The organism is Sphingomonas sp. QA11 (assembly GCF_028473665.1).
GTDB classification, from domain to species: Bacteria; Pseudomonadota; Alphaproteobacteria; order Sphingomonadales; family Sphingomonadaceae; genus Sphingomonas; species Sphingomonas phytovorans.
The window spans coordinates 250,013-270,963 of record NZ_CP098774.1 but is presented as its reverse complement, the minus strand read 5'-3'; the positions used below and the strand labels follow the sequence as shown (position 1 = coordinate 270,963).

The window sequence follows — 20,951 nt, the reverse complement described above, 5'->3', positions numbered from 1 at the left end:
ATCTACTAGCCCGCCCTATATCCCAGTGAGCCGGCATGTGCCGGCATGACGTGTATTCTTTCGGAGTTCCTACCATGCGCGCCGAAGCGCAGGCTCATGTCGACACCATCAATGACGCGCTCGCGCTGCTCCGCCGCTTCCTCGACTGGGATCGCGCGCTGCGTCGGCTCGACGAGCTGAATGCGCGCGTCGAGGACCAGGCGCTGTGGAACGACCCTAAGCTCGCGCAGGAGGTGATGCGCGAGCGTCGGCGCCTGGAAGAGGCGATCAACGCCACCCGCGCGATCCAGAGCGAGCTGTCCGACACGGCCGAGCTGATCGAGATGGCCGAGGCCGAGGGCGACGAGGAAATGGCCGCTGACGGCACGAAGAGCCTCGCCGAGCTCGCCGCGCGCGCGGAACATGACAAGATCCAGGCGCTGCTCGCCGGCGAGGCCGACGGCAACGACACCTATATCGAGGTCAATTCGGGCGCCGGCGGCACCGAGAGCCAGGACTGGGCCGGCATGCTCCAGCGCATGTACACGCGCTGGGCCGAGCGCCATGGCATGAAGGTCGAGCTGGTCGACCAGCATTCGGGCGAGCAGGCCGGCATCAAGTCGGCGACGATGCTGCTGAAGGGCGAGAACGCCTATGGCTATGCCAAGACGGAAAGCGGCGTTCACCGCCTCGTCCGCATCAGCCCCTATGACAGCGCGGCGCGCCGCCACACCAGCTTCGCCAGCGTGTGGGTCTACCCCGTCATCGACGAGAATATCGAGGTCGAGGTCAACGAGAGCGAGCTGCGCATCGACACCTATCGCGCGTCCGGCGCGGGCGGGCAGCACATCAACACGACCGATTCGGCCGTGCGCATCACGCATATCCCGACCGGCATCGTCGTCCAGTGCCAGAACCAGCGAAGCCAGCACAAGAACAAGGCCGAGGCATACAACCAGCTCCGCGCCAAGCTCTACGAGCGCGAGCTGCAGATCCGCGAGGCGGCGGCCAATGCGGAGAACGCTGCCAAGACCGATATCGGCTGGGGCCACCAGATCCGATCCTACGTCCTCCAGCCCTATCAGCTGGTGAAGGACCTGCGCACCGGCGTGACCTCGACCAGCCCGTCCGACGTGCTCGACGGCGATCTCGATCCCTTCATGGCCGCGGCGCTGTCGCAGCGGGTGACCGGGGAGACGGTCGAGGTGGAGGACGTCGAGTGAGACTCGTCGCGGCCCTTGCGTGCGCGGCATTGCTGCTCGCGGGCTGCGAGCCGGGCCAGCCGAGCGTCGACGACGAGCAGGACAAGGCGGGCCCCTTCCCCGCCGCCGATCGCCCCGTTGCGCATATCATCTCGTCACGCTGGTCGACCGAGGAAGCGCGCGACAGGCTGAACGAAGCGTCCGAGGTAATGAACAAGGCCGGGCTCAAGGCCGGGATGACCGTCGCCGATATCGGCGCGGGTGAAGGCTACTATACCATCCGCGCAGCCGCCCGCGTCGGCAAGGAGGGCCGCGTGCTGGCCGAGGACATCGTCGCCGGGGTCCGCGACACCCTGGCCGAACGCGTCGCGCGCGAGCGGCTCGACAATGTCAGCGTGCGCCTCGGCCTCCCGGCCAATCCGCGCCTCCCCGATGCGAGCTTCGACCGGGTGCTGATGGTGCACATGTACCATGAGATCGAGCAGCCCTATGAATTCCTCTGGCGGATGCGCCCGTCGCTGAAACCCGATGGCCTGGTCGTGGTGGTCGACGCCAACCGGCCGACCCAGAATCACGGCACCCCGCCCGGGCTGCTGCGCTGCGAATTCGCCGCGGTCGGCTATACCCAGGTCGGGATGTACGACATGCCGTCCGCCGGCGGCTATCTCGCGACCTTCCGCGCCGTCGGCCCCCGGCCGGAGCCGCGTGCGATAAAACCCTGCAAGCTGAGCGCCTGACGAACGACATCGGGAAAGATCATGGCGAGCGTTCATTCCGCAGTCAGTCACGATATCGCAGATCGCCAATTGCTGCTTAATGCACCGAACCGGACAGCGGCAGATTCCCGGCTCAACAGGAGAATACCATGAAGACGCTGAAGCTTGTTGCACTGACCATGATGGTAGTTGCGGCGGCCCCGTCCGTCGCGCAGGACCGGGATCGCGATGATTATCGCGGTCGGGACTATGGACCTCACATCACTGTCTTCGTCGACGACGATTTCCGCGGCAGAAGCATGGAAATCACTGGCCCGATCAGCCGCCTCGGCCCAACGGGCATGGAAGATCGCATATCCTCCATCAGTGTCGAGAGCGGCAGGTGGCAGGTCTGTGTCGACGATTATTATCGCGGGCGCTGCGAAGTCATCGACCGGTCGATCGGGCGTCTTACGCGACTGGGGCTGGACGACAAGATTTCCTCGATCCGTCCGCTTCCGCGCCGGCGCTGGCGCTGAGTCGACGCGACTGCCGGGACAGCCGCCGGGCCTGATCCGGCGGCTGTCTCCGATTCTCCGACGGGCTGCAGCCGAGCACGCTTGGCGCACCGGGCCGCGCGCGCTATCTCAAGTCGATGCAGCCCTATCTCGACCTCATGCGGCGCGTGCTCGATACCGGCGCGCAACAGATGGACCGGACCGGCACCGGCACGCTCTCGGTGTTCGGCCATCAGATGCGCTTCGATCTGGCGGACGGCTTCCCCGTCGTCACCACCAAGAAGCTGCACCTCCGCTCGATCATCGTCGAACTGCTATGGTTCCTGCGCGGTGACACCAACGTCCAGTGGCTGCGCGACCGCAAGGTCAGCATCTGGGATGAATGGGCCGATGAGGCCGGCGAACTCGGCCCCGTCTACGGCAAGCAATGGCGGGACTGGGAAACCGCGGACGGCCGCCATATCGACCAGATCGCCGAGCTGATCGAGCAGATCAGGACCAGCCCGGCCTCCCGCCGCCAGATCGTCAGTGCGTGGAATCCCGGCGATCTTCACGCCATGGCGCTCGCGCCCTGCCACTGCCTGTTCCAGACCCATGTCGCCAATGGCCGGCTGTCGCTTCAGCTCTACCAGCGCTCGGCCGACATTTTCCTGGGCGTGCCGTTCAACATCGCGAGCTATGCACTGCTGACTCATATACTGGCGCAGCAATGCGGGCTCGAGCCGGGCGAGTTCATCTGGACCGGCGGCGATTGCCATCTCTATTCGAACCATCTCGACCAGGCGCGCGAGCAACTGTCCCGCACCCCCGGCCCGCTGCCGCGGCTTGAGATCCTGCGCAAGCCCGACAGGATCGACCAGTATGACTATGAGGATTTCCGCCTCGTCGGTTATGAGGCGCAGGCGCACATCAAGGCGCCGGTGGCGGTCTAGGGTTTGATCCACCTCGCTTGAAGCGTCACCCGGACTTGTTCCGGGGTCTACTGCGCCGCGTACCAACAGGCTTCGGCCCCGGCGGAACGGTGGATGCCGGAACGAGTCCGGCATGACGGACTTGATCGTTGCCCGGTCTCCGTTGCGAGCCAGATATCTGCCCGGCGTTCGTCGATCATATCGACCGCGATACGATAGCCCTCGCCATCCCGATCGACGCCATTCCCGACGACCGATTCAGCCTCCGTTCAGTCGCACGACTACATACGTAGTCACACAGGGACCAAGGGAGAGGGACATGCGGGAAATTCAGGTCACGATCGTGACGGCAACGCTGGCCGCCGCGTTGCTGCAACTGCTGGTGCAATCACCCCAGGCGGAGCCCAAATTGAAGATGACTCATCTCTGCCCTCCGATCGCGATTCCATCATGAACTGCGCCGCACAAGGCGGTGGCACCACGGCGCCGCGCATCGCATAAGCGGCGAATGTCGATTTCGCCCCGCATCACCTTCCACCTTGCCCGCGCCGACAATGGCGTGATCGGGCGCGACGGCGGACTGCCATGGCGCCTGCCGGCCGATCTGAAGCGCTTCAAGGCCCAGACCATGGGCAAGCCGATGATCATGGGCCGAAAGACCTTCGAAAGCTTCCCCGCGCCCTTGCCCGGCCGCCGCCACATCGTGCTGACTCGCGACCCCGACTGGTCTGCCCCGGGGGCCGAGGTGGCGCGCGACATCGATGCAGCGATCGCCATCGCCGATTCGCCCGAGATCGCTGTGATCGGCGGCGCACAGATCTTCGCTTTATTCCTGTCCCGTGCCGAACGGGTCGAAATGACCGAAGTCCATGCCGCACCCGAGGGCGACGCGGTCGTCCCCGCCTTCACCGGCTGGCGCGAGATCATGCGCGAGGATCACCCCGCTGAAGGCGACAGGCCAGCCTATAGTTTCGTGACGCTCGCTCGCGCCTGAATCTCTCGCCAAGCTCAGGCCGGGCTTGTTCCGGGGGCAACCGTCCCGCATAGGTCAGACATCGGACGACGCGGCACCGTGAATGCCGGGGACAAGTCCGGCATGACGGAGGGCCTGACAAATGCGCAAATGGCTGTGGGGCATCCTTGCCCTGGTTCTTGTCGCCGCGATCGCGTTCTTCGCCCTCGCGCCGGTGATGATCGAGCGTTCGATGAACAAGGTTCGGCCAGTCGCGCTGAAGATCTCGCCCCATGCCCGGGAACTCCATGCGACATTGCAGGTCGCGGACATGCATGCCGACACCCTGCTGTGGAAACGCAGCCTGCTCGACCGGGTCGATCGCAGCCAGGTCGACCTGCCCCGGCTGATCCAGGGCAATTACGCGCTTCAGGTCTTCTCCTCGGTCACCAAGACCCCGAAGGGCCAGAATTACGACGCCAACACCGGCGACACCGACAATATCACCCAATTGGTCATTGCCGATCTCCAGCCGACGCGCACCTGGAACTCGCTGCTCCAGCGCTCGCTGTGGCACGCGACCAAGCTCGATCGTTATGCCGCCGCCTCGAACGGCCAGTTGCGGGTCATCCATAGCCAGGCCGACCTCGACAAGCTGCTGGCCGATCGCGCCGCCGGCAACAAGGTCGTGGGCGGCATGCTGTCGATCGAGGGGCTGCAGGATATCGAGGGCAAGCTCGACAATCTCGACCGGCTCCACGCCGCCGGATTCCGCATGGCCGGTCTCGCGCATTTCTTCGACAATGACGTTGCCGGGTCGATGCACGGCGTGGCCAAGGGCGGCCTCTCCCCGCTCGGCATCCAGGTCGTGCGCCGGATGGAAAAGATCGGCATGATCGTCGATGTCGCGCATTCGAGCCACGCCACCACGGCGCAGGTGATCGCGATGGCGAAGCGCCCGATCGTCGCCAGCCACACTGGCGTGCAGGCGACCTGCAAGGTCAACCGCAACCTGACCGACGATGAGATTCGCGGCATCACGCGGACCGGCGGTGTGATCGGCATCGGCTATTGGGACGGCGCGATCTGCTCGACCGACCCTCGCGCGGCGGCAGCCGCCATTGCCCATGTCCGCGATCTCGTCGGCATCGATCATGTCGGCCTCGGCTCCGACTTCGACGGCGCGGTGACCACAGGATTCGACGCAAGCCAGGTCGTCGCGGTGACCCAGGCGCTGATCGACCGCGGATTTTCGGATGCGGATATCGCCAAGGTGATGGGCGGCAACGTGCTGCGCCTGCTCCGCGCGGGGATAGCGCCACAGTAATTCCTCCCCGTATCGGGGAGGATTGTGTCCCGCTCGCTCGCCCCCTATGCGCAATCCCATGGAGCGGCTTGACGGTGGTTCGACGGTACCTCCCGAACTTCGGGGCGGAATCGTCGCGCTGGGGAATTTCGACGGGTTCCACATGGGGCATCAGGCAGTGGTCGGCCGGGCGGTCGAGCGCGCCCGTGCTGAAGGCCGCCCGGTGCTGGTCGCCACCTTCGACCCCCATCCCGTGCGCCATTTCAAACCCGACGCCCCGCCCTTTCGCCTGACGACGCTCGACCAGCGCGAGCGCCTGTTCGACGCGGCGGGCGCTGACGCCATGATCGTGTTCGGGTTCGACGCGGTGCTTGCCGGCCTGACCGCGATGGAATTCGTCGCTGACCGTCTGCTCGACAAGATCGGCGCCGGCGGGGTGGTGACGGGCGAGGATTTCACCTTCGGCAAGGCACGCGGCGGCAATGTCGACGTGCTGGCCGATCTCGGCGCGAAGAACGGCTTTTCGGTCGACACGGTGAAGCCGGTCGCGCTCGACGGCGAGGAAGTCTCTTCGAGCCGGATCCGCGACCTGCTGATTGGCGGCGATCCGCGCGGCGCGGCGCGGCTGCTCACCCGGCCCTTCGCGATCGAAGGCGTGGTCCAGCATGGCGACAAGCGCGGCCGCGAGATCGGCTATCCGACCGCCAATATCGACATGGGCAATTACCTGCGCCCGGCTTACGGCATCTACGCAGTGCGCGGCCGGCTGCCCGACGGGCGGGTGCTTGACGGTGCGGCCAATCTCGGCGTCCGCCCCAGCTTCGATCCGCCCAAGGAATTGCTCGAGCCCTATTTCTTCGACTTCTCCGGCGACCTGTACAACCAGACGATCGAAATCTCCTTGGTCGACTTCCTGCGCCCGGAAGCGAAGTTCGACTCGCTCGACGCCCTGATCGCCCAGATGGAGAAGGATTGCGCGCGGGCGAAGGAATTGCTCGCGGGTTAGGTTTCCTGCGCCAGTTCGACCTGGAACGTGGTCGGCCTGCCTTATTTCAGCACATACCCTTCATGCTTCCCCGGCGAAGGCTGAGGGAGCCCATGGGTAACATGGCAGTCTGGATTTTCCGTATAGGCGCATATGATGCACAAGTGAGCATCACGCAGGGCCCGCGCGCCCGCACTGCCGGGAATGCGCGGACGCAAAATGGGGGCCGGCATCGCTGCCGACCCCCTGTCGCCGGACTTCGACCCGCTTGGCACCTCCGGGGAGACACCTGCGCCTTCTGGTTTCGGCGGCATGCTCCACCCGCGCCGCGAACGGCCCTAGGCTTCGCATTTCGGTCACCGGGGCCGGGCGCGATACCCTTTCGGGCCTCAACACCGCGGTCTCCGGCGGCCAGCTCGACAGTCAGGCCGAAACCCGACAATCGCGCCTTGGCCACTATCTCTGGATCACCTTCCACCCGTTGCCGGGCAGCGCGTCTCCGGTCTTCGCAGCCAACGCCCTTTCCATGTCGCGGGGACGGGAGAGAGCGCCTGGAACACCCTTCCCTGCCTGTCCGCCAAGCCCTCGCTTTCGCGACGGCGGGCCTTCCTGCACGGTCTGACATTCCCCTGGAACATGAACGGTTTCCTTGCGGCACCTGTTCGAAATTCCAGCATAAGCTTCTGATATTTCTGCGATTTCTCGCTTCCGCATCGTCCGCTTACAGTCATGATGCTGTCATTGAATCCGAGTCGTGCAAAGGGTCAAACGACACCGCGAAGCTGTGGATAACGTGGATATCGTGGAGAAGATTCCCCGGCCTGCGCTGCATGAACGGTCCGTTGTTTCCCGTTCATGCAACTTCAGCCACAAAGGGAGCGTTACGCCCCTGATAGTGATTCAAGGCACGGGAGTAGAATAATGCGAAAGATGATGATGGCGGCTGTCGCCGCTTCACTTGTGATTCCGGCAACCATGGCGGTCCCGGTCACCGGCGCCGAGGCGCGCAGGGATTACAAGTACAAGGAATGGCGTGGCCGTGACGGCCGTACCTATTGCCGCAAGTCGGACGGAACGACCGGCCTGCTCGTCGGTGCCGTGGGCGGTGCGCTGCTTGGCCGCACGATCGACACTCATGGCGACCGCACTGTCGGCACGCTCGGCGGCGCAGTCCTTGGCGGCCTCGCCGGACGCGAGATCGACCGCGGCGGCAGCAAGCGTCGCTGCCGCTGAGCTGACGTTCAGCTAAAAAATTGGCGAAGGGCGCGGCGCGATCCGCGCCCTTCGTGTATCCGGGTCTTCCAATCGCAGGAGACCCACAATGACGACTCGCAGCGGATCGGCCCGGTATGAAGGTTTCGGCAAGGACGGCGCCGGCCATGTGTCGACCCAATCGGGGGCGCTTGCCGACAATCCCTATGGTTTCAACAGCCGGTTCGAGGAAGGCCCGGGCACCAACCCCGAGGAACTGATCGCCGCCGCGCATGCGAGCTGCTTCACCATGGCACTCAGCTTCGCCCTGGCCCGCGCCGGCTTTTCCGCCGGCACGCTGGAGACGACCGCGAAGGTAACCCTCGAAAAGCAGGATGCCGGTTTCACCATCACCCGTTCAGACCTTGATCTGACGGCGACGATCGACGGGATCGACGCCGACCAGTTCGCCGAGATCGCCGCGGACGCCAAGGCGAATTGCCCGGTATCCAAGGTACTCAACGCTGAAATCACGCTGACGCACCGCCTGAACGCCTGATTCTCCCGCCATTGCGGTTGCGTGAACGGAACGTAGTTTTCCGTTCACGCAACTTCACGGGGCCGTGCGGGTTCTTGATCTACCGCAAGGATCAAGGAGAACAGCCATGCGCAAGATCTTGCTGGCCGCGCTTGTCGCCGCCATCGCCGTCCCGGCCGTGCCGGCACTGGCGCAGTCCACCCCGGGCGAGGCAGCCCGCGATTACCGCCGCGACGTGCGGGACGCGAACCGCGACTATCGCCGCGATGTCCGCAACGCCGATTCAGCACGCGACCTGCGTGACGCCCAACGGGACCGGAACCGTGATATCCGCGACGCCCGCCGGGATTATCGCCAGGATACCCGCGACTGGCGCCGGTATCGCACCTATGACTACAACCGGCTCGAACCCGGTCAGCGCAGCTATTATGCCGACCGCTATTATCGTGACGGCCGCTATTACCAGCCGCGCCGGCTTGGCCGTAACGACCGCATCTATCGCGGTGGCGACAATCGCTATTATTGCCGGCGCAGCGACGGCACGACCGGCCTGATCATCGGCGGCCTGGGTGGCGCGGTCGTCGGCAACTCGATCGCTGGCGGCGGGTCGCGCACGCTGGGCACGCTGCTCGGCGGCGCAGCTGGCGCTCTGCTCGGCCAGTCGATCGATCGCGGCCAGGTAGTCTGCCGCTAACCGGCGGTTCCGGAACGACGAAGGGCCCGGCGAGCGATCGCCGGGCCCTTTCATAGGCGCGCAAAACGCGTGAAGATCAGATGATGCCGCCACCCATGAACAGGCGGATCGCACAGACGATGATCAGCACCAGGTTCAGGTTACGCCCCATGTTGCTCGACGACAGCGCCCCGAGCGCCAGGCCGACAATGCCCATCGGGATCGTCAGCCAGTTTAGCCAGCCCAGGAACGGGATGAAGCCGACCAGGGTGAGCAGCAGCACCAGCAGGCCGACAAGGATGGAGAGGATGTTGAGCATGGCGCGAACATGCCGGGGCCGGCGCGCCAACGCAAGCACGGTGAAGGGGCGGCGATCGCCGGGTCCGGTATCACCAACGCTTCCTTAACCGGAAATGCGCCATGCTCAGTGGGTTGGATCAGGAGTTCTAGTTCGAATGATGCGCAGTCGGTTTCGGGGCCTCGCCCTTGTCGTCCTGCCCGTGGCGCTCAGCGCCTGCGGGCCGCGCGATGGCGACCGCAATCTCGATTCGCTCGACAACGAACTGGTCGATGCCGGCAATGCGAGCCGCGACCCCGCCCTCACGAGCGCGCTGCAGGACCAGATCATGGTCGATCCGCAGCTCGCGCAACAGGCGAATAACGATGCGGTCCGCCCGCCTGCCCAGCCCTATTCCGGCGCCGTTCCGCCCGACGGCGTTGCCATTCCCCCGTCCGGCGCGGTCGCCGCGACCGGCGCGTCGACCAGCGAGACGCTCAGGAAAGCCCCGGCACCGCAAGGCAGCTGCCCCCAGTGTCGCGCGGCACGCGAATCGCTCACCCTCGGCGCGCTCGCCGCGCAGCAGAAGGACAAGCGTACCAGCGGTTGCGCCGGCTCGATGCGCTATTCAGCGCGCTGGGCGCAGCGCCTGCCCGCCGACCTGCCGCTTTATCCCGATGCGCGCGTCACTGAAGCCGCGGGCTCGGAGGCAAGCGGCTGCGCCCTCCGCGCCGTCAGCTTTGCCAGCTCTGCGTCGCTTCAGACGGTGCTCGACTGGTATTACACCCGCGTCACACGCGCCGGCTATTCCGCCGAGCACCAGGCCGATGGCGGCGAGCATGTCCTGGGCGGCACCCGCGACCGCGACAACGGCGCCTTCGCCCTGTTCCTGACCAGCCGCAAGGATGGCGGCACCGACGTCGATCTGGTCGCGAACAACGGGAACTGATCCCCGCCACCCGGGATCGTCACGACGATCGCCTCGCCGGCCCTCCCCTTCCCGATGGAAGAGAATTCCGGGGTTTGACTGGTCGCCTTGTGGCCCAAGGTTCTCATTTCCCCCGATCCGCGCTAACGCTCCCCGATGTTCCAACTTGTCCTTGTCATGCTGGGCGGTGCCTTCGGCTCCGGCGCACGCTATCTTACCGGCCGTGCGACGCTTGCCGCGTTCGGCCCGGCCTTTCCTTACGGCACGCTCGCCGTGAACCTGATCGGCGGCTTCGCCATGGGCCTGCTGGTCGGCACGCTGGCGCGCATGTCAGTCCCCGGCGAGAATTGGCGCCTGCTGCTCGGCGTCGGCATCCTCGGCGGATATACTACTTTCTCGGCCTTCTCGCTCGACATGGTGACCATGATCCAGCGTGGCGATCTCGGCATGGCTGTGCTGTACGCGCTGGTCTCGGTGGCGGGCTCGATCGTCGCCCTGTTCGCCGGCCTCTCGCTGGTGCGGGTGGCGGCATGAGCGACAAGAGAAACGAAAGCGACGTCCGCCAGTTCAACGTCGGCGCCGATGACGACGGCATCAGGCTCGATCGCTGGTTCAAGCGGCATCTGCCCGACACGAGCTTCACCACCGTCGCCAAATGGGCGCGGACCGGTCAGCTCCGCGTCGACGGCGCGCGCGCGACGCCAGGCGACCGGATCGCCGCCGGCCAGTCGATCCGTGTCCCACCGGCCGAGCCGGTCCATGCCGATGCGCCCAGGAAGCGCGAGCGCCCACCGCTGAGCGAGGAGCAGACCGACTTCATCCGCGATCTCGTCATCCACCGCGACAAGCAGGCGATCGTGCTCAACAAGCCGCCCGGCCTCGCGACCCAGGGCGGCACCAAGACGATCGAGCATGTCGACGGCCTGCTCGACGGCATCCAGTTCGATGGCGAGAGCCGGCCCAAGCTGGTCCACCGGCTCGACAAGGATACGTCAGGCGCCCTGCTGATCGCGCGGACCACCCGCGCGGCCGCGTTCTTCGGCAAGAGCTTCTCCTCGCGCAGCGCGAAAAAGGTCTATTGGGCGCTGATCGTCGGCGTGCCCTCGATCGAGGACGGCACGATCGACCTGCCGATCGCCAAGCAGCCCGGCAGCGGCGGCGAGAAGATGCATGTCGACGAGAAGGAAGGGCAGCCGGCCCGCTCGCGCTACCGCGTGATCGAGCGCGCCGGCAACAGCACGGCTTGGGTCGAGCTGATCCCCTATACCGGCCGCACCCACCAGTTGCGCGTACACATGGCGGCGATCGGCCACCCGATCGTCGGCGACGGCAAATATGGCGGGCAGGCAGCGTTCCTGACCGGCGGGATCAGCCGCAAGATGCACCTCCATTCGCGCCGGATCAGCGTCGACCATCCCGATGGCGGCAAGATCGACGTCCAGGCCGAATTGCCCCAGCATTTCGCCGAGAGCCTGAAGCAACTCGGCTTCGACGAGATGCTCGGCAACAACATGCCCCTCGACACCCCGCCCCCGCCAAGCAAGGCAGTGAAGAAGCAGCAGGCCAAGGCCCATGCCAAGACGGTCCGCAAGGCGCGGCGCGGCGAACGGCGGAGCCGCGGGAGCGCCAGCTGAATTTCCTCTCCCGGCGGGAGAGGGAAGAAACAGCGCTGCGATTGATTCCTTCGTCCGCAACGCTACGGCCAAAGCCATGCACCCGAACAAGGCCTTTCGCTTCGACAGCGACGCCGCGATGCTCGACTGGGCGGTCGAGCGCGGGTTTGCCCATGTCCTTGCCGCGACCGTGGACGGGCCGATGGTCGCCCATGCGCCGATCGCCCCGGCCGGCGACAAGCCTGACAATGGGGCGGTACGGTTCCACATCGCACGCGCCAACCGAATCGCGCCGCTGCTCGACGGCGCCCGCGTGGTGCTCAGCATCGCCGGGCCGGACGGCTACATTACCCCCAATTGGTACGTGGACCCGAGCAAGCAGGTGCCGACCTGGAACTATGTCGCGGTAGAGATCGAGGGGACTGCCCGTGTCCTTGATGAGGACGGATTGATCGAGCAACTCGACACGCTCGCCGCGATCCACGAGCCGCGCGTGATCCCCGAAAACCCGTGGACGCGCGCCAAGATGGACGATGGCCGCTTCCGTGCGATGCTGCGCGCGATTATCGGCTTCGAGGTGACGATCGAGGCTGTGCGCGGCACCAACAAGCTTAGCCAGAACAAGTCCGAAACCGACCGCAATGGCGCTATCGACGGCCTCGCCGATACCGGCAATATCGCGCTCGCAGACCTGATGAGGAACGCATGACCAACCGCCTTGCCCTGTTCGATTGCGACGGCACCCTTGTCGACAGCCAGGCGAATATCTGCCGCTCGATGGAGGAGGCATTCGTGCTTGGCGGGCTTGAAGCGCCGCGCCGCGACGCGATCCGGCGGATCATCGGGCTCAGCGTGGTCGAGGCGATCGCCGCGCTCAGCCCCGACCTCGACGACGCCCGGCACCGCGCGCTCGCCGAGGAATATAAGGCGTCCTTCTTCCGGCTCCGCGCATCCGGCGCAATGGACGAAGAGCCGCTGTTCGAGGGCATGATGGACGCGCTCGATGCGCTGGCAAAGGCCGGCTGGCTGTTCGGTGTCGCAACCGGCAAGTCGGATCGCGGCCTTGCCCGAATCCTCGCGCATCACGGGATCGCCGACCGCTTCGTCACGCTGCAGACCGCGGACCGCCACCCGTCCAAGCCGCATCCCTCGATGATCGAGCTGGCCATGGCCGAAGCCGGCGCATCGCCCGAAACGACGGTGATGATCGGCGATACCAGCTATGACATGATGATGGCGCGCGCGGCGGGCACGCGGGCGCTGGGCGTGGCCTGGGGCTATCATCCGCCGGAAGAACTGCTCGCCGCCGGGGCACATGTCGTCGCCGTGACGGTGGCGAGCCTGCCCGAACATATGGAGACGGTATGACCGACCCGGATATCACCGCCCGCAACCGCTGGCTCACGCTCACGCTCACGCGGCTCGCCGGATCGGCCGGCGCGGTCTTCGGTGTCGTGCTGCTCGGCCGCGCGCAGACGCTGGGCCCCAAGATCCTGGGTGTCGCGATCGTGCTGTCCGCGCTGGCGATGATCGCGATCGTGCCGCGCTCGCTCGCCCGGCGCTGGCGCACTCCGCCAGAGGCCTGAAGGTGAAACGATTCTGGAAAACCGTCGCGATCGGCGAGGATCGCGGCATACGGCTCGATGGCAAGCCTGTCCGCACGCCGGGCAAGCAGCCGCTGGTCCTCCCGACCCTCGCCTTTGCCGAGGCGGTCGCCGACGAGTGGCGTGCCGTCGGGGAAGGCGCTGAGATCGACCCACGGGCGATGCCGCTGACCGGGCTCGCCAATGCAGCGATCGAGCGGATCGAGCCGGCTGCCTTCGCCATGGGCCTCGCCGCGTTCGGCGAGAGCGACCTGCTTTGTTATCGCGCGGAAAGCCCGGACGATCTGGTCGCGCGGCAGGCGGCGCTGTGGGATCCGATCCTCGATTGGGCGCGGACACGCTACGACGTGCATTTCGAAATCGCCCCGGGCGTGATTCACCGCCCCCAGCCGCCGGCGACGATCGCCCGGCTGGCGGAGGCGGTGTCGGCGCGCACCGCGTGGGAACTGGCGGGGCTCTCGCCGATCATCACCATCGGCGGCTCGCTGATCGCGGCGCTGGCGCTGGCCGAGGGGGCTGCGACGGCTGACGAGGTCTGGTGCGCGGTCGAGCTCGACGAGGACTGGCAGGCCGAGCAATGGGGCCGGGACGAGCTGTCGCTGGATGCGCTTGAATCGCGCCGACGCGATTTCGACGCCGGGGCGCGGTTTCTGTCCCTCCTGTGAGGTCGAATCCCGCAACGGCATGGACAAAAGGGGAAAAGGTCCGTTAGCTCGTGGCGCGCGATCCTCATTTACTGATCGGCGCCATAGGTTGGGGGGCCTGATGGGGGACGGGATTTCGCGCAAACGGCATTGCCCGGGTGGGCGCCTCCGCCGCTCACGCCGCCGCACAGACTCCATCGTCGCCGCGATCAGCGCAGTATGTTTCGGCCTGGCGACAGCAACGGTCGCGGCTCCCTCGGACGCGCGGGAGACGGCGGACGACACACCGATGACCTTCGTCCTCGCCGACAGCCCCGCCGACCGGCAGCGCCAGGAACTGCTGGAGGACGGCGACCGGACCATCTACGCGACCGGCGACATCACCAGCGGAACGACCAGGCAATTCCTCGCTTTGGTGAAAGCCCACAACATCACCCAGGCCAGGGTCTATTTCGATTCCCCGGGCGGATTGAGCCTGGAAGGCATGGAGCTCGGCCGCGCGATCCGCGCGCTGCATTTCAACACCGCGGTCGGCGCCCGGCGCACCCCCGGCGCTGAGCCGTCCATCTGCGCCAGCGCATGCGCCTATGCCTATGCCGGCGGCGAGGCGCGCTTCCTCGACGATAACAGCGGCAGCCTGGGCCTGCATCAATTCCACCTCGACAAGAAAAAGGCCCCGACCAGCGACGTTCAGGCGATGTCCGCCCTGATGCTCTCCTACCTGACCGAAATGGGCGTCGATGCCGAGGCATTCACGCTGGCATCGATGACGGCGCCCGATGAGCTCCTCATCCTCTCGTCGGAGGACGCTGAACGGCTTGGCTTCGCCAATAATGGCGCACTTCCCACGACGGCCGGGATCGAGCTGGCGCAGATGACGCCGCTGCTGATGATCACGCAGGTTCATTACGACAGGAAGGTCAGGCTGGGCTTTGCCTGCTCGGTAAGCCGCCTGCATATGGAAGCGGAGATCGAAAGCGTCCGCGACGGCGAACCGCATGTGAAGGGCCTGACCGGGGCCTATTTCGAATTCGACGACCAGCCCGCATTGATCGGCCGCGGCCCGCGCGCCGCAACCTTCGCGGAGGGTGCGGTGCATCTGTCGAGGGTGCTCGACGAGGAAAACCAGATGCGGCTGGTCAAGACGCGCAAGGTGAAGGTCTGGCTGGAGAATGGCGACCCGGACCGCTGGGGCGGATCGATCGATCTTCGCCAGGTCACGCCGCAGATCGTGGGGTTCTTCGAACAATGCGCCTCGGGCCGGCGGATCGTGCCCTCGTTACCCGCGACCAGCAAGACCCAGAAGCTGGCGATCATGGATATGCGCCGCGACAGTGACAGCCCTTCGCTTGGCCTGCTCGACTATGGCTCCATCCGGCGCACCGGGAAAAGCGCGAGCTCGATCAGCTATGTCGTCGGCTTGAAGGACAAGGAGCCTTATTACATGGTCTCTTCGAACAGCTTCGATTGTGCCGGCCTGCGCGTGAAGGCGCTTCGCTATCTCAGCAACCGGGACGGCGCTGCACTCGATTCGCGGGAGACCGACTGGCAGGCGGCGCTGCCCGATACCCCCAATGGCCTGATGCTCCAGCTCGCCTGCGGGACAGCGGCGCTTCCGGCAGACCGCATCCGCGTCAGCGACGCGTTCACCGTCATGCGTGAATTCCTGGACAAGAAAATCTACGCGCAGCCCTGAGGCGCTGCGCATCACTCTCCCGTCGGCCGCTCATTCTCCGGTGGGTGATGTCCGGATCAGCTTGCGGATGAACCCGATAATGCCGGTCTGGCGCGAGCGCTTGAGCCGTTCGGCCGCGAGGATCGTCTTCACGCAGTCGAAGCAATGGTCGACATCGTCATTGACCAGGACATAGTCGTAGCCGTCCCAGTGGCTGACCTCGTTCGCCGCGCGGTCCATGCGGGCGTCGATCACCTCGACCGAATCGGTCGCGCGGCGTTCAAGCCGGCTGCGCAACTCGGTCATCGAGGGCGGCAGGATGAAGACTCGGACGATGTCCCCGCCGGCGAGCTGGTGGAGCTGCTGCGCGCCCTGCCAGTCGATGTCGAACAGGATGTCGCGCCCCTGCTCCAGCACGTTCCACACCTGCGCTTTCGGCGTGCCGTAACGATGCCCGAAGACATGCGCCCATTCGAGGAATTCGTGGTTCGCCACCATCGCACGGAAGGTTTCGAGATCGACGAAATGATAGTCGACGCCGTCAACCTCGCCGGGCCTGATCGGGCGAGTCGTGTAGGAAACGGAGACGACCAGTTCGGGCTGGTCCTCGCGAAGCTTGCGCGCGATCGTCGACTTGCCAGCGCCAGACGGCGAGGAAAGGACGAACAGCACGCCACGGCGTTTGAAGCCGTGCGGATCGGAATCGGGGGCGTCCATGCGCGCTAGTGGCGCGGGCGCCCTCCTCCCGTCAACCCGTCTTGCGGCAGATCAGCCTTTGGCGGGGCGCGGGCCAAGCACTGAATCGGTCAGCTTGCCCAGCCCGCGCAGGGCCAGCCAGCCAACCGCGAAGGTCACCGCGACCGGCACGATCACGCGGGCGGCAACCACCACGCCGGCGCCGATCAGCGCACCGTCCAGGCTGCTGTCGTCGCCTTTCCGCCTGTCGATCGCGCCGCCGACCAGACCGCCGATGATGGTGCTTGCTTTCATGGGATGTCCCTCCGTTCGGAGGTGAGAGCGCATGAGGGGAAATGTGGTTCCCTTCTTAAGCCCCTCCCCTTAAGGGGAGGGGTTGGGGGTGGGGCCTTTCGGTTCCCCCAAAAGTGAGATCGCGTTCTGGACTCCCCCACCCCAACCCAGTGCAGCGGCTCTTTGCCCTGTCCGGGGACAGGGCTGCCGCTGCACTCCTGAAGGAGAGGGGCTTTGAAGAAGGTCACACCATCGTCTCGGGCCGCACCAGCCGGTCGAACGTCGCCGCATCCACCAGCCCGAGGTCGAGCCCCGCCTCTTTCAGCGTCAGCCCCTCGACATGCGCATGCTTGGCGATCTTCGCGGCATTGTCGTACCCGATCTCGGGCGCCAGCGCGGTCACCAGCATCAGCGACCGGTCGACCAGTTCGGCGATGCGCCCGCGATTCGGCTCGAGCCCGTCGACGCAGCGTTCGGCAAAACCTTCCATGCCGACGCTCAGCAGGTCGATCGAGCGAAGCACGTTCGCGCCGATCAACGGCTTGAACACGTTGAGTTCGAGATGCCCCTGCAGCCCGCCAATGGTGATCGCGGCGTTGTTGCCCATCACCTGGGCCGACACCATGGTCAGCATCTCGCACTGAGTCGGGTTGACCTTGCCCGGCATGATCGAGCTGCCCGGCTCGTTCGCCGGCAGATCGAGCTCGCCGATGCCGGAGCGCGGGCCTGACCCGAGCAGCCGGATGTCGTTGGCGATCTTGGTCAGCGCCACCGCCAGCGTGTTGAGCGTGCCCGACAGATGGACGATCGGATCGTTCGACGCGAGCGCCTCGAACTTGTTCTCCGCCGTGAAGAACGGAAGGCCGGTCAGCTCGGCGAGCTGGGCGGCGATCGCCTCCCCGAAATCCTTCGGCGCGTTGAGTCCCGTGCCGACGGCCGTGCCACCCTGCGCAAGCTGGCACATACCGTGCACCACGCCGGGCGTGATGCGCGCGCGGCAGCGATAGAGCTGGTTCGCATATCCCCCGAATTCCTGCCCGAGCGTGACCGGCGTCGCATCCTGCAGGTGGGTGCGCCCGATCTTGACGATGTCGGTCCAGGCGACGGCCTTTGCCTCCAGCGAATCGTGCAGCCGGTCGAGCGCCGGGAACAGCCGCCCGGTCGCCGCCATCGCCGCCGCGATGTGCAGTGCGGTCGGGAAGCTGTCGTTGGACGACTGGCTCATATTGACATGGTCGTTCGGGTGAACCGGCGATTTGCCGCCGCGCTTGCCCGCCAGCATCTCGTTGGCGCGGCCGGCGATCACCTCGTTGACGTTCATGTTGCTCTGGGTGCCCGAACCGGTCTGCCAGATGACCAGCGGGAATTGGTCGTCGAGCTTGCCGCTCGCCACTTCCGCCGCGGCGGCCTCGATCGCGTCGGCGATCTTCGGATCGAGCCCGTGTGCCCGGTTCACCCGCGCCGCCGCCTGCTTCACCAGCGCAAGCGCATGGATGATGCCGATCGGCATGCGCTCGGTCGCGCCGAACGGGAAATTCTCGATGGAGCGCTGCGTCTGCGCACCCCAATAGGCGTCCGCGGGGACGTCGATGGCGCCGATCGAATCGGTTTCAGTGCGAGTATTTGTCATGTCCACCTTCCGTCATGCCGGACTTGTTCCGGCATCCACCGGGCCGCAAGATCCGCGCTGTCTGATGTGCGGAGCAGTGGCCCCCGGAACAAGTCCGGGGTGACGATCACATGATCGCAGACGTCACTTCTTCCGCTTGAAATCGACCGAGACGACGTTCGATCCATCCTCGACCGGCGTGACGGTCGGGCCGTCATTCTCCGCCTCGTCGTGCGGGTCGGGGCCCTCGGGGCCTTCCTGCGCCTGGAAACGCAGTTCGAAATTCACTGACGGATCGTGGAAACCCGTCACCGCAGCATAGGGAATCACCAGCTTCGACGGCACCTGGTTGAAGCTCAGGCCGATCGAGAAGCCGGTATCGTCGACGACCAGATCCCAATAGCGGTTCTGCATCACGATCGTCATCTCGTCGGGAAAACGCTCGATCAGGCGCTGCGGGATGTCGACCCCGGCCGCCTGGGTCTTGAAGGTGATGTAGAAATGATGGTCGCCAGGCAGGCCACCATTCTCCGCGACCGAGCCGAGCACACGCCCGACCACGGCGCGCAACGCCTCCTGGACGATCTCGTCATAGGGAATCAGGCTATCGGGCAGGCCATCGCTCATGGCGCATGGACTAGCGGCGTTTGGAACCCCGTCAAGATTGCCTGAGCAAGATTGCATGCGTGCGACAGGACGCTAAGGGGATGCGGATGCGCACCGCCACCATCTCGCGCTCCACCAAGGAGACGTCGATCGACGTGACCGTCAACCTTGACGGTACCGGCAGCTACACGATTGAAACCGGAATCGGTTTCTTCGATCACATGCTCGAACAGCTTTCGCGCCATTCGCTGATCGACCTGACCGTGAAGGCGGTCGGCGACCTGCATATCGACCAGCACCATACCGTCGAGGACACCGGCATCGCTATCGGCGAAGCGGTGGCGCAAGCGCTGGCCGACAAGAAGGGCATCCGCCGCTATGGCGACGCGCTGTCGCCGATGGACGAGACGCTGACCCGCGTCGCGCTCGACATCTCCGGGCGGCCCTATCTCGTGTGGAAATGCGAATTCTCGCAAAAACGCCTTGGCGAGATGGACACCGAGATGTTCGAGCACTGGTTCCACAGCTTCGCCGGCAGCGCCGGCCTGACGCTCCACGTCGAGACGCTGTACGGCAAGAACAACCACCACATCATCGAGAGCGCGTTCAAGGGCCTGGCCCGGGCACTGCGCACCGCCGTCGAGATCGACCCGCGCAAGGCCGACGCGATTCCCTCGACCAAGGGGACGCTTGGTGGCTGAGACGCTGGCGCTGATCGATTACGGCGCGGGCAATCTCCATTCGGTCGCAAATGCGCTCAAGGCGGCCGGCGCCGTCAATATCGACATTACCGCCGACGCCGGCCGGGTGGCGCGCGCCGACCGGATCGTGCTGCCGGGCGTCGGGGCGTTCGGCGCCTGCGCGTCGGCGCTCCGCGCCGTGCCGGGCATGGTGGAGGCGCTTGAGCAGCGCGTCCGGCGGGACAGCGTGCCGTTCCTGGGCGTCTGCGTCGGCATGCAATTGATGGCCGATGCGGGCGAGGAAGCCGGCACCCATGCGGGGCTCGGCTGGATACGCGGCACCGTCCGCTTGCTTGACCCGGCCGATCCGATGGCGAAGGTCCCCCATATGGGCTGGAACGATGTCGTTCCCGTGACCCCGCATCCGTTGATCGAGGCCGGCGAGGCGTATTTCCTGCACAGCTACGCTTTCGAAGGCGAAAACGTGATCGCCACGACCGATCACGCTGGCCCGGTGACCGCGGCAATCGGCCGCGACACGATGCTCGGCGTGCAGTTCCACCCGGAGAAGAGCCAGCGCTATGGGCTGGAACTGCTCACCCGTTTCCTTGGATGGCGCCCATGACCCTCATCATCTTCCCCGCCATCGACCTCAAGGGCGGCCAGGTCGTCCGCCTTGCCGAGGGCGATATGGACCGCGCGACCGTCTATGGTGACGATCCTGCCGCCCAGGCGATGCTCTTCGCGGAACAGGGCGCTGAATATCTCCATGTCGTCGATCTCGACGGCGCCTTTGCCGGGGCCTCGGTCAATGGCGACGCCGTCAGGTCGATCGTCGAGCGCTTCCCCGGCCATGTCCAGTTGGGCGGCGGCATCCGGGATCGCGCCGCGATCGAACGCTGGTTCGATCTTGGCGTGTCGCGTGTCGTGATCGGCACCGCCGCGCTGGAGAATCCCGAGCTGGTGCGCGAGGCGGCACGCGATTTCCCCGGCGGCATCGTCGTCGCCGTCGATGCGAAGGACGGCATGGTCGCGACGCGCGGCTGGGCCGACGTTTCCACCGTCGAGGTGATCGATCTGGCCCGCCGCTTCGAGGATGCCGGCGTTGCCTCGCTCCTGTTCACTGATGTCGGGCGCGACGGCATGCTCAAGGGTTGCAATGTCGAGGCCACGGTCGATCTCGCCCGAGCGGTGCGCATCCCGGTGATCGCCAGCGGCGGGGTGAAGGGCATTGCCGAAATCCATGTCCTGGCGCTGCACGCGGTCGACGGGATCGAAGGGGTCATCACCGGCCGGGCGCTGTATGACGGCCGGCTCGACCTGGCGGCTGCGTTGAGCGTGGCGGCGGCGGCGTGAGGGCCGTGTTTCTTTCTTCGCCCTCCCCCCTGTGGGGGGA

The 20,951-nt window shown here is 65.9% G+C and carries 27 protein-coding genes; 22 read left to right on the top strand and 5 right to left on the bottom strand.

All coding sequences use genetic code 11. The features are described 5' to 3' along the window. Positions 1-74 precede the first annotated feature (74 nt). The 11 genes from prfB to NDN01_RS01340 all read left to right on the top strand — a co-directional run bounded on the left by prfB (position 75) and on the right by NDN01_RS01340 (position 8,971). A complete protein-coding gene (prfB, locus tag NDN01_RS01390) occupies positions 75-1,202 on the top strand; it encodes a peptide chain release factor 2 (protein WP_272625353.1) in 1,128 nt (375 codons plus the stop codon). Next, the gene (locus NDN01_RS01385; protein ID WP_272625352.1) at positions 1,199-1,918 is read left to right on the top strand and encodes a class I SAM-dependent methyltransferase; all 720 of its coding nucleotides are present in this window, start codon (positions 1,199-1,201) and stop codon (positions 1,916-1,918) included. Before prfB ends, NDN01_RS01385 begins: the two co-directional genes overlap by 4 nt. 128 nt (positions 1,919-2,046) lie before the next feature. Continuing rightward, a complete protein-coding gene (locus NDN01_RS01380; protein ID WP_272625351.1) occupies positions 2,047-2,415 on the top strand; it encodes a beta/gamma crystallin-related protein in 369 nt (122 codons plus the stop codon). A 116-nt stretch (positions 2,416-2,531) separates the two neighbouring features. Next, positions 2,532-3,326: a thymidylate synthase gene (locus NDN01_RS01375; RefSeq protein WP_272625350.1), complete on the top strand. Its 795-nt coding sequence runs from the start codon at positions 2,532-2,534 to the stop codon at positions 3,324-3,326. A 298-nt stretch (positions 3,327-3,624) separates the two neighbouring features. Beyond that, positions 3,625-3,759 carry a hypothetical protein gene (locus tag NDN01_RS01370; RefSeq protein WP_272625349.1) on the top strand — a complete coding sequence of 45 codons (135 nt, stop codon included), beginning with the start codon at positions 3,625-3,627 and terminating at the stop codon, positions 3,757-3,759. Between the two features lie 54 nt (positions 3,760-3,813). Then, on the top strand, positions 3,814-4,299 hold the full coding sequence (locus NDN01_RS01365) for a dihydrofolate reductase (protein WP_272625348.1): 486 nt from the start codon (positions 3,814-3,816) through the stop codon (positions 4,297-4,299). 121 nt (positions 4,300-4,420) lie between these two features. Next, positions 4,421-5,584, top strand: a complete 1,164-nt coding sequence (locus tag NDN01_RS01360) for a dipeptidase (protein ID WP_272625347.1) — start codon at positions 4,421-4,423, stop codon at positions 5,582-5,584. A gap of 58 nt (positions 5,585-5,642) precedes the next feature. Beyond that, complete coding sequence (locus tag NDN01_RS01355) at positions 5,643-6,569, top strand: bifunctional riboflavin kinase/FAD synthetase (protein WP_272628449.1); 927 nt, start codon at positions 5,643-5,645, stop codon at positions 6,567-6,569. A gap of 900 nt (positions 6,570-7,469) precedes the next feature. After that, positions 7,470-7,781, top strand: coding sequence for a glycine zipper 2TM domain-containing protein (locus NDN01_RS01350; RefSeq protein ID WP_272625346.1), 312 nt, complete (start codon positions 7,470-7,472; stop codon positions 7,779-7,781). A gap of 88 nt (positions 7,782-7,869) precedes the next feature. Next, positions 7,870-8,298, top strand: a complete 429-nt coding sequence (locus NDN01_RS01345) for an OsmC family protein (RefSeq protein WP_272625345.1) — start codon at positions 7,870-7,872, stop codon at positions 8,296-8,298. Positions 8,299-8,404: 106 nt separating this feature from the next. Further along, a complete protein-coding gene (locus NDN01_RS01340) occupies positions 8,405-8,971 on the top strand; it encodes a glycine zipper 2TM domain-containing protein (protein ID WP_272625344.1) in 567 nt (188 codons plus the stop codon). A 76-nt stretch (positions 8,972-9,047) separates the two neighbouring features. Here NDN01_RS01340 and NDN01_RS01335 read toward each other — a convergent pair whose 3' ends face one another. After that, positions 9,048-9,269, bottom strand: a complete 222-nt coding sequence (locus tag NDN01_RS01335; RefSeq protein ID WP_272625343.1) for a hypothetical protein — start codon at positions 9,267-9,269, stop codon at positions 9,048-9,050. A 136-nt stretch (positions 9,270-9,405) separates the two neighbouring features. Between NDN01_RS01335 and NDN01_RS01330 the strand changes: the two genes are divergently transcribed. The 8 genes from NDN01_RS01330 (at position 9,406) to NDN01_RS01295 (ending at position 15,712) form a co-directional block, all read left to right on the top strand. Beyond that, on the top strand, positions 9,406-10,176 hold the full coding sequence (locus NDN01_RS01330) for a hypothetical protein (RefSeq protein WP_272625342.1): 771 nt from the start codon (positions 9,406-9,408) through the stop codon (positions 10,174-10,176). 135 nt (positions 10,177-10,311) lie between these two features. Further along, positions 10,312-10,689, top strand: coding sequence for a fluoride efflux transporter CrcB (gene crcB, locus NDN01_RS01325; protein ID WP_272625341.1), 378 nt, complete (start codon positions 10,312-10,314; stop codon positions 10,687-10,689). Further along, positions 10,686-11,789 (top strand): RluA family pseudouridine synthase, encoded by a 1,104-nt coding sequence (locus tag NDN01_RS01320; protein ID WP_272625340.1) that lies wholly within the window; start codon positions 10,686-10,688, stop codon positions 11,787-11,789. The genes crcB and NDN01_RS01320 overlap by 4 nt, the downstream gene beginning before the upstream one ends. 76 nt (positions 11,790-11,865) lie before the next feature. Beyond that, the gene (locus NDN01_RS01315; protein WP_272625339.1) at positions 11,866-12,477 is read left to right on the top strand and encodes an FMN-binding negative transcriptional regulator; all 612 of its coding nucleotides are present in this window, start codon (positions 11,866-11,868) and stop codon (positions 12,475-12,477) included. After that, entirely contained in the window at positions 12,474-13,136 is a 663-nt protein-coding gene (locus NDN01_RS01310; RefSeq protein ID WP_272625338.1) for an HAD-IA family hydrolase, read from the top strand. The genes NDN01_RS01315 and NDN01_RS01310 overlap by 4 nt, the downstream gene beginning before the upstream one ends. After that, entirely contained in the window at positions 13,133-13,354 is a 222-nt protein-coding gene (locus NDN01_RS01305; protein WP_272625337.1) for a hypothetical protein, read from the top strand. The genes NDN01_RS01310 and NDN01_RS01305 overlap by 4 nt, the downstream gene beginning before the upstream one ends. 2 nt (positions 13,355-13,356) lie before the next feature. Continuing rightward, positions 13,357-14,037 carry an ATP12 family chaperone protein gene (locus NDN01_RS01300; protein WP_272625336.1) on the top strand — a complete coding sequence of 227 codons (681 nt, stop codon included), beginning with the start codon at positions 13,357-13,359 and terminating at the stop codon, positions 14,035-14,037. 268 nt (positions 14,038-14,305) lie between these two features. Continuing rightward, on the top strand, positions 14,306-15,712 hold the full coding sequence (locus NDN01_RS01295; protein ID WP_272625335.1) for a hypothetical protein: 1,407 nt from the start codon (positions 14,306-14,308) through the stop codon (positions 15,710-15,712). Between the two features lie 30 nt (positions 15,713-15,742). Here the strand turns inward: NDN01_RS01295 and gmk are convergent, their stop codons facing one another. The 4 genes from gmk to NDN01_RS01275 all read right to left on the bottom strand — a co-directional run bounded on the left by gmk (position 15,743) and on the right by NDN01_RS01275 (position 18,896). Further along, complete coding sequence (gmk, locus tag NDN01_RS01290) at positions 15,743-16,408, bottom strand: guanylate kinase (RefSeq protein ID WP_272625334.1); 666 nt, start codon at positions 16,406-16,408, stop codon at positions 15,743-15,745. Between the two features lie 51 nt (positions 16,409-16,459). Further along, on the bottom strand, positions 16,460-16,681 hold the full coding sequence (locus NDN01_RS01285) for a hypothetical protein (protein WP_272625333.1): 222 nt from the start codon (positions 16,679-16,681) through the stop codon (positions 16,460-16,462). A 223-nt stretch (positions 16,682-16,904) separates the two neighbouring features. Beyond that, positions 16,905-18,290, bottom strand: a complete 1,386-nt coding sequence (gene fumC, locus NDN01_RS01280; protein ID WP_272625332.1) for a class II fumarate hydratase — start codon at positions 18,288-18,290, stop codon at positions 16,905-16,907. A 123-nt stretch (positions 18,291-18,413) separates the two neighbouring features. Beyond that, a complete protein-coding gene (locus tag NDN01_RS01275; RefSeq protein ID WP_272625331.1) occupies positions 18,414-18,896 on the bottom strand; it encodes an SspB family protein in 483 nt (160 codons plus the stop codon). A gap of 86 nt (positions 18,897-18,982) precedes the next feature. On the opposite strand from NDN01_RS01275, the gene hisB reads away from it, so the two are divergent. From hisB to hisA, 3 genes are read left to right on the top strand one after another with little or no spacing between them, the layout of a single operon-like run. Further along, positions 18,983-19,576 carry an imidazoleglycerol-phosphate dehydratase HisB gene (hisB, locus tag NDN01_RS01270; RefSeq protein ID WP_272625330.1) on the top strand — a complete coding sequence of 198 codons (594 nt, stop codon included), beginning with the start codon at positions 18,983-18,985 and terminating at the stop codon, positions 19,574-19,576. Further along, positions 19,569-20,180, top strand: coding sequence for an imidazole glycerol phosphate synthase subunit HisH (hisH, locus tag NDN01_RS01265; RefSeq protein WP_272625329.1), 612 nt, complete (start codon positions 19,569-19,571; stop codon positions 20,178-20,180). Before hisB ends, hisH begins: the two co-directional genes overlap by 8 nt. Next, complete coding sequence (hisA, locus tag NDN01_RS01260; RefSeq protein ID WP_272625328.1) at positions 20,177-20,911, top strand: 1-(5-phosphoribosyl)-5-[(5-phosphoribosylamino)methylideneamino]imidazole-4-carboxamide isomerase; 735 nt, start codon at positions 20,177-20,179, stop codon at positions 20,909-20,911. Before hisH ends, hisA begins: the two co-directional genes overlap by 4 nt. The last annotated feature ends 40 nt before the right edge of the window (positions 20,912-20,951 follow it).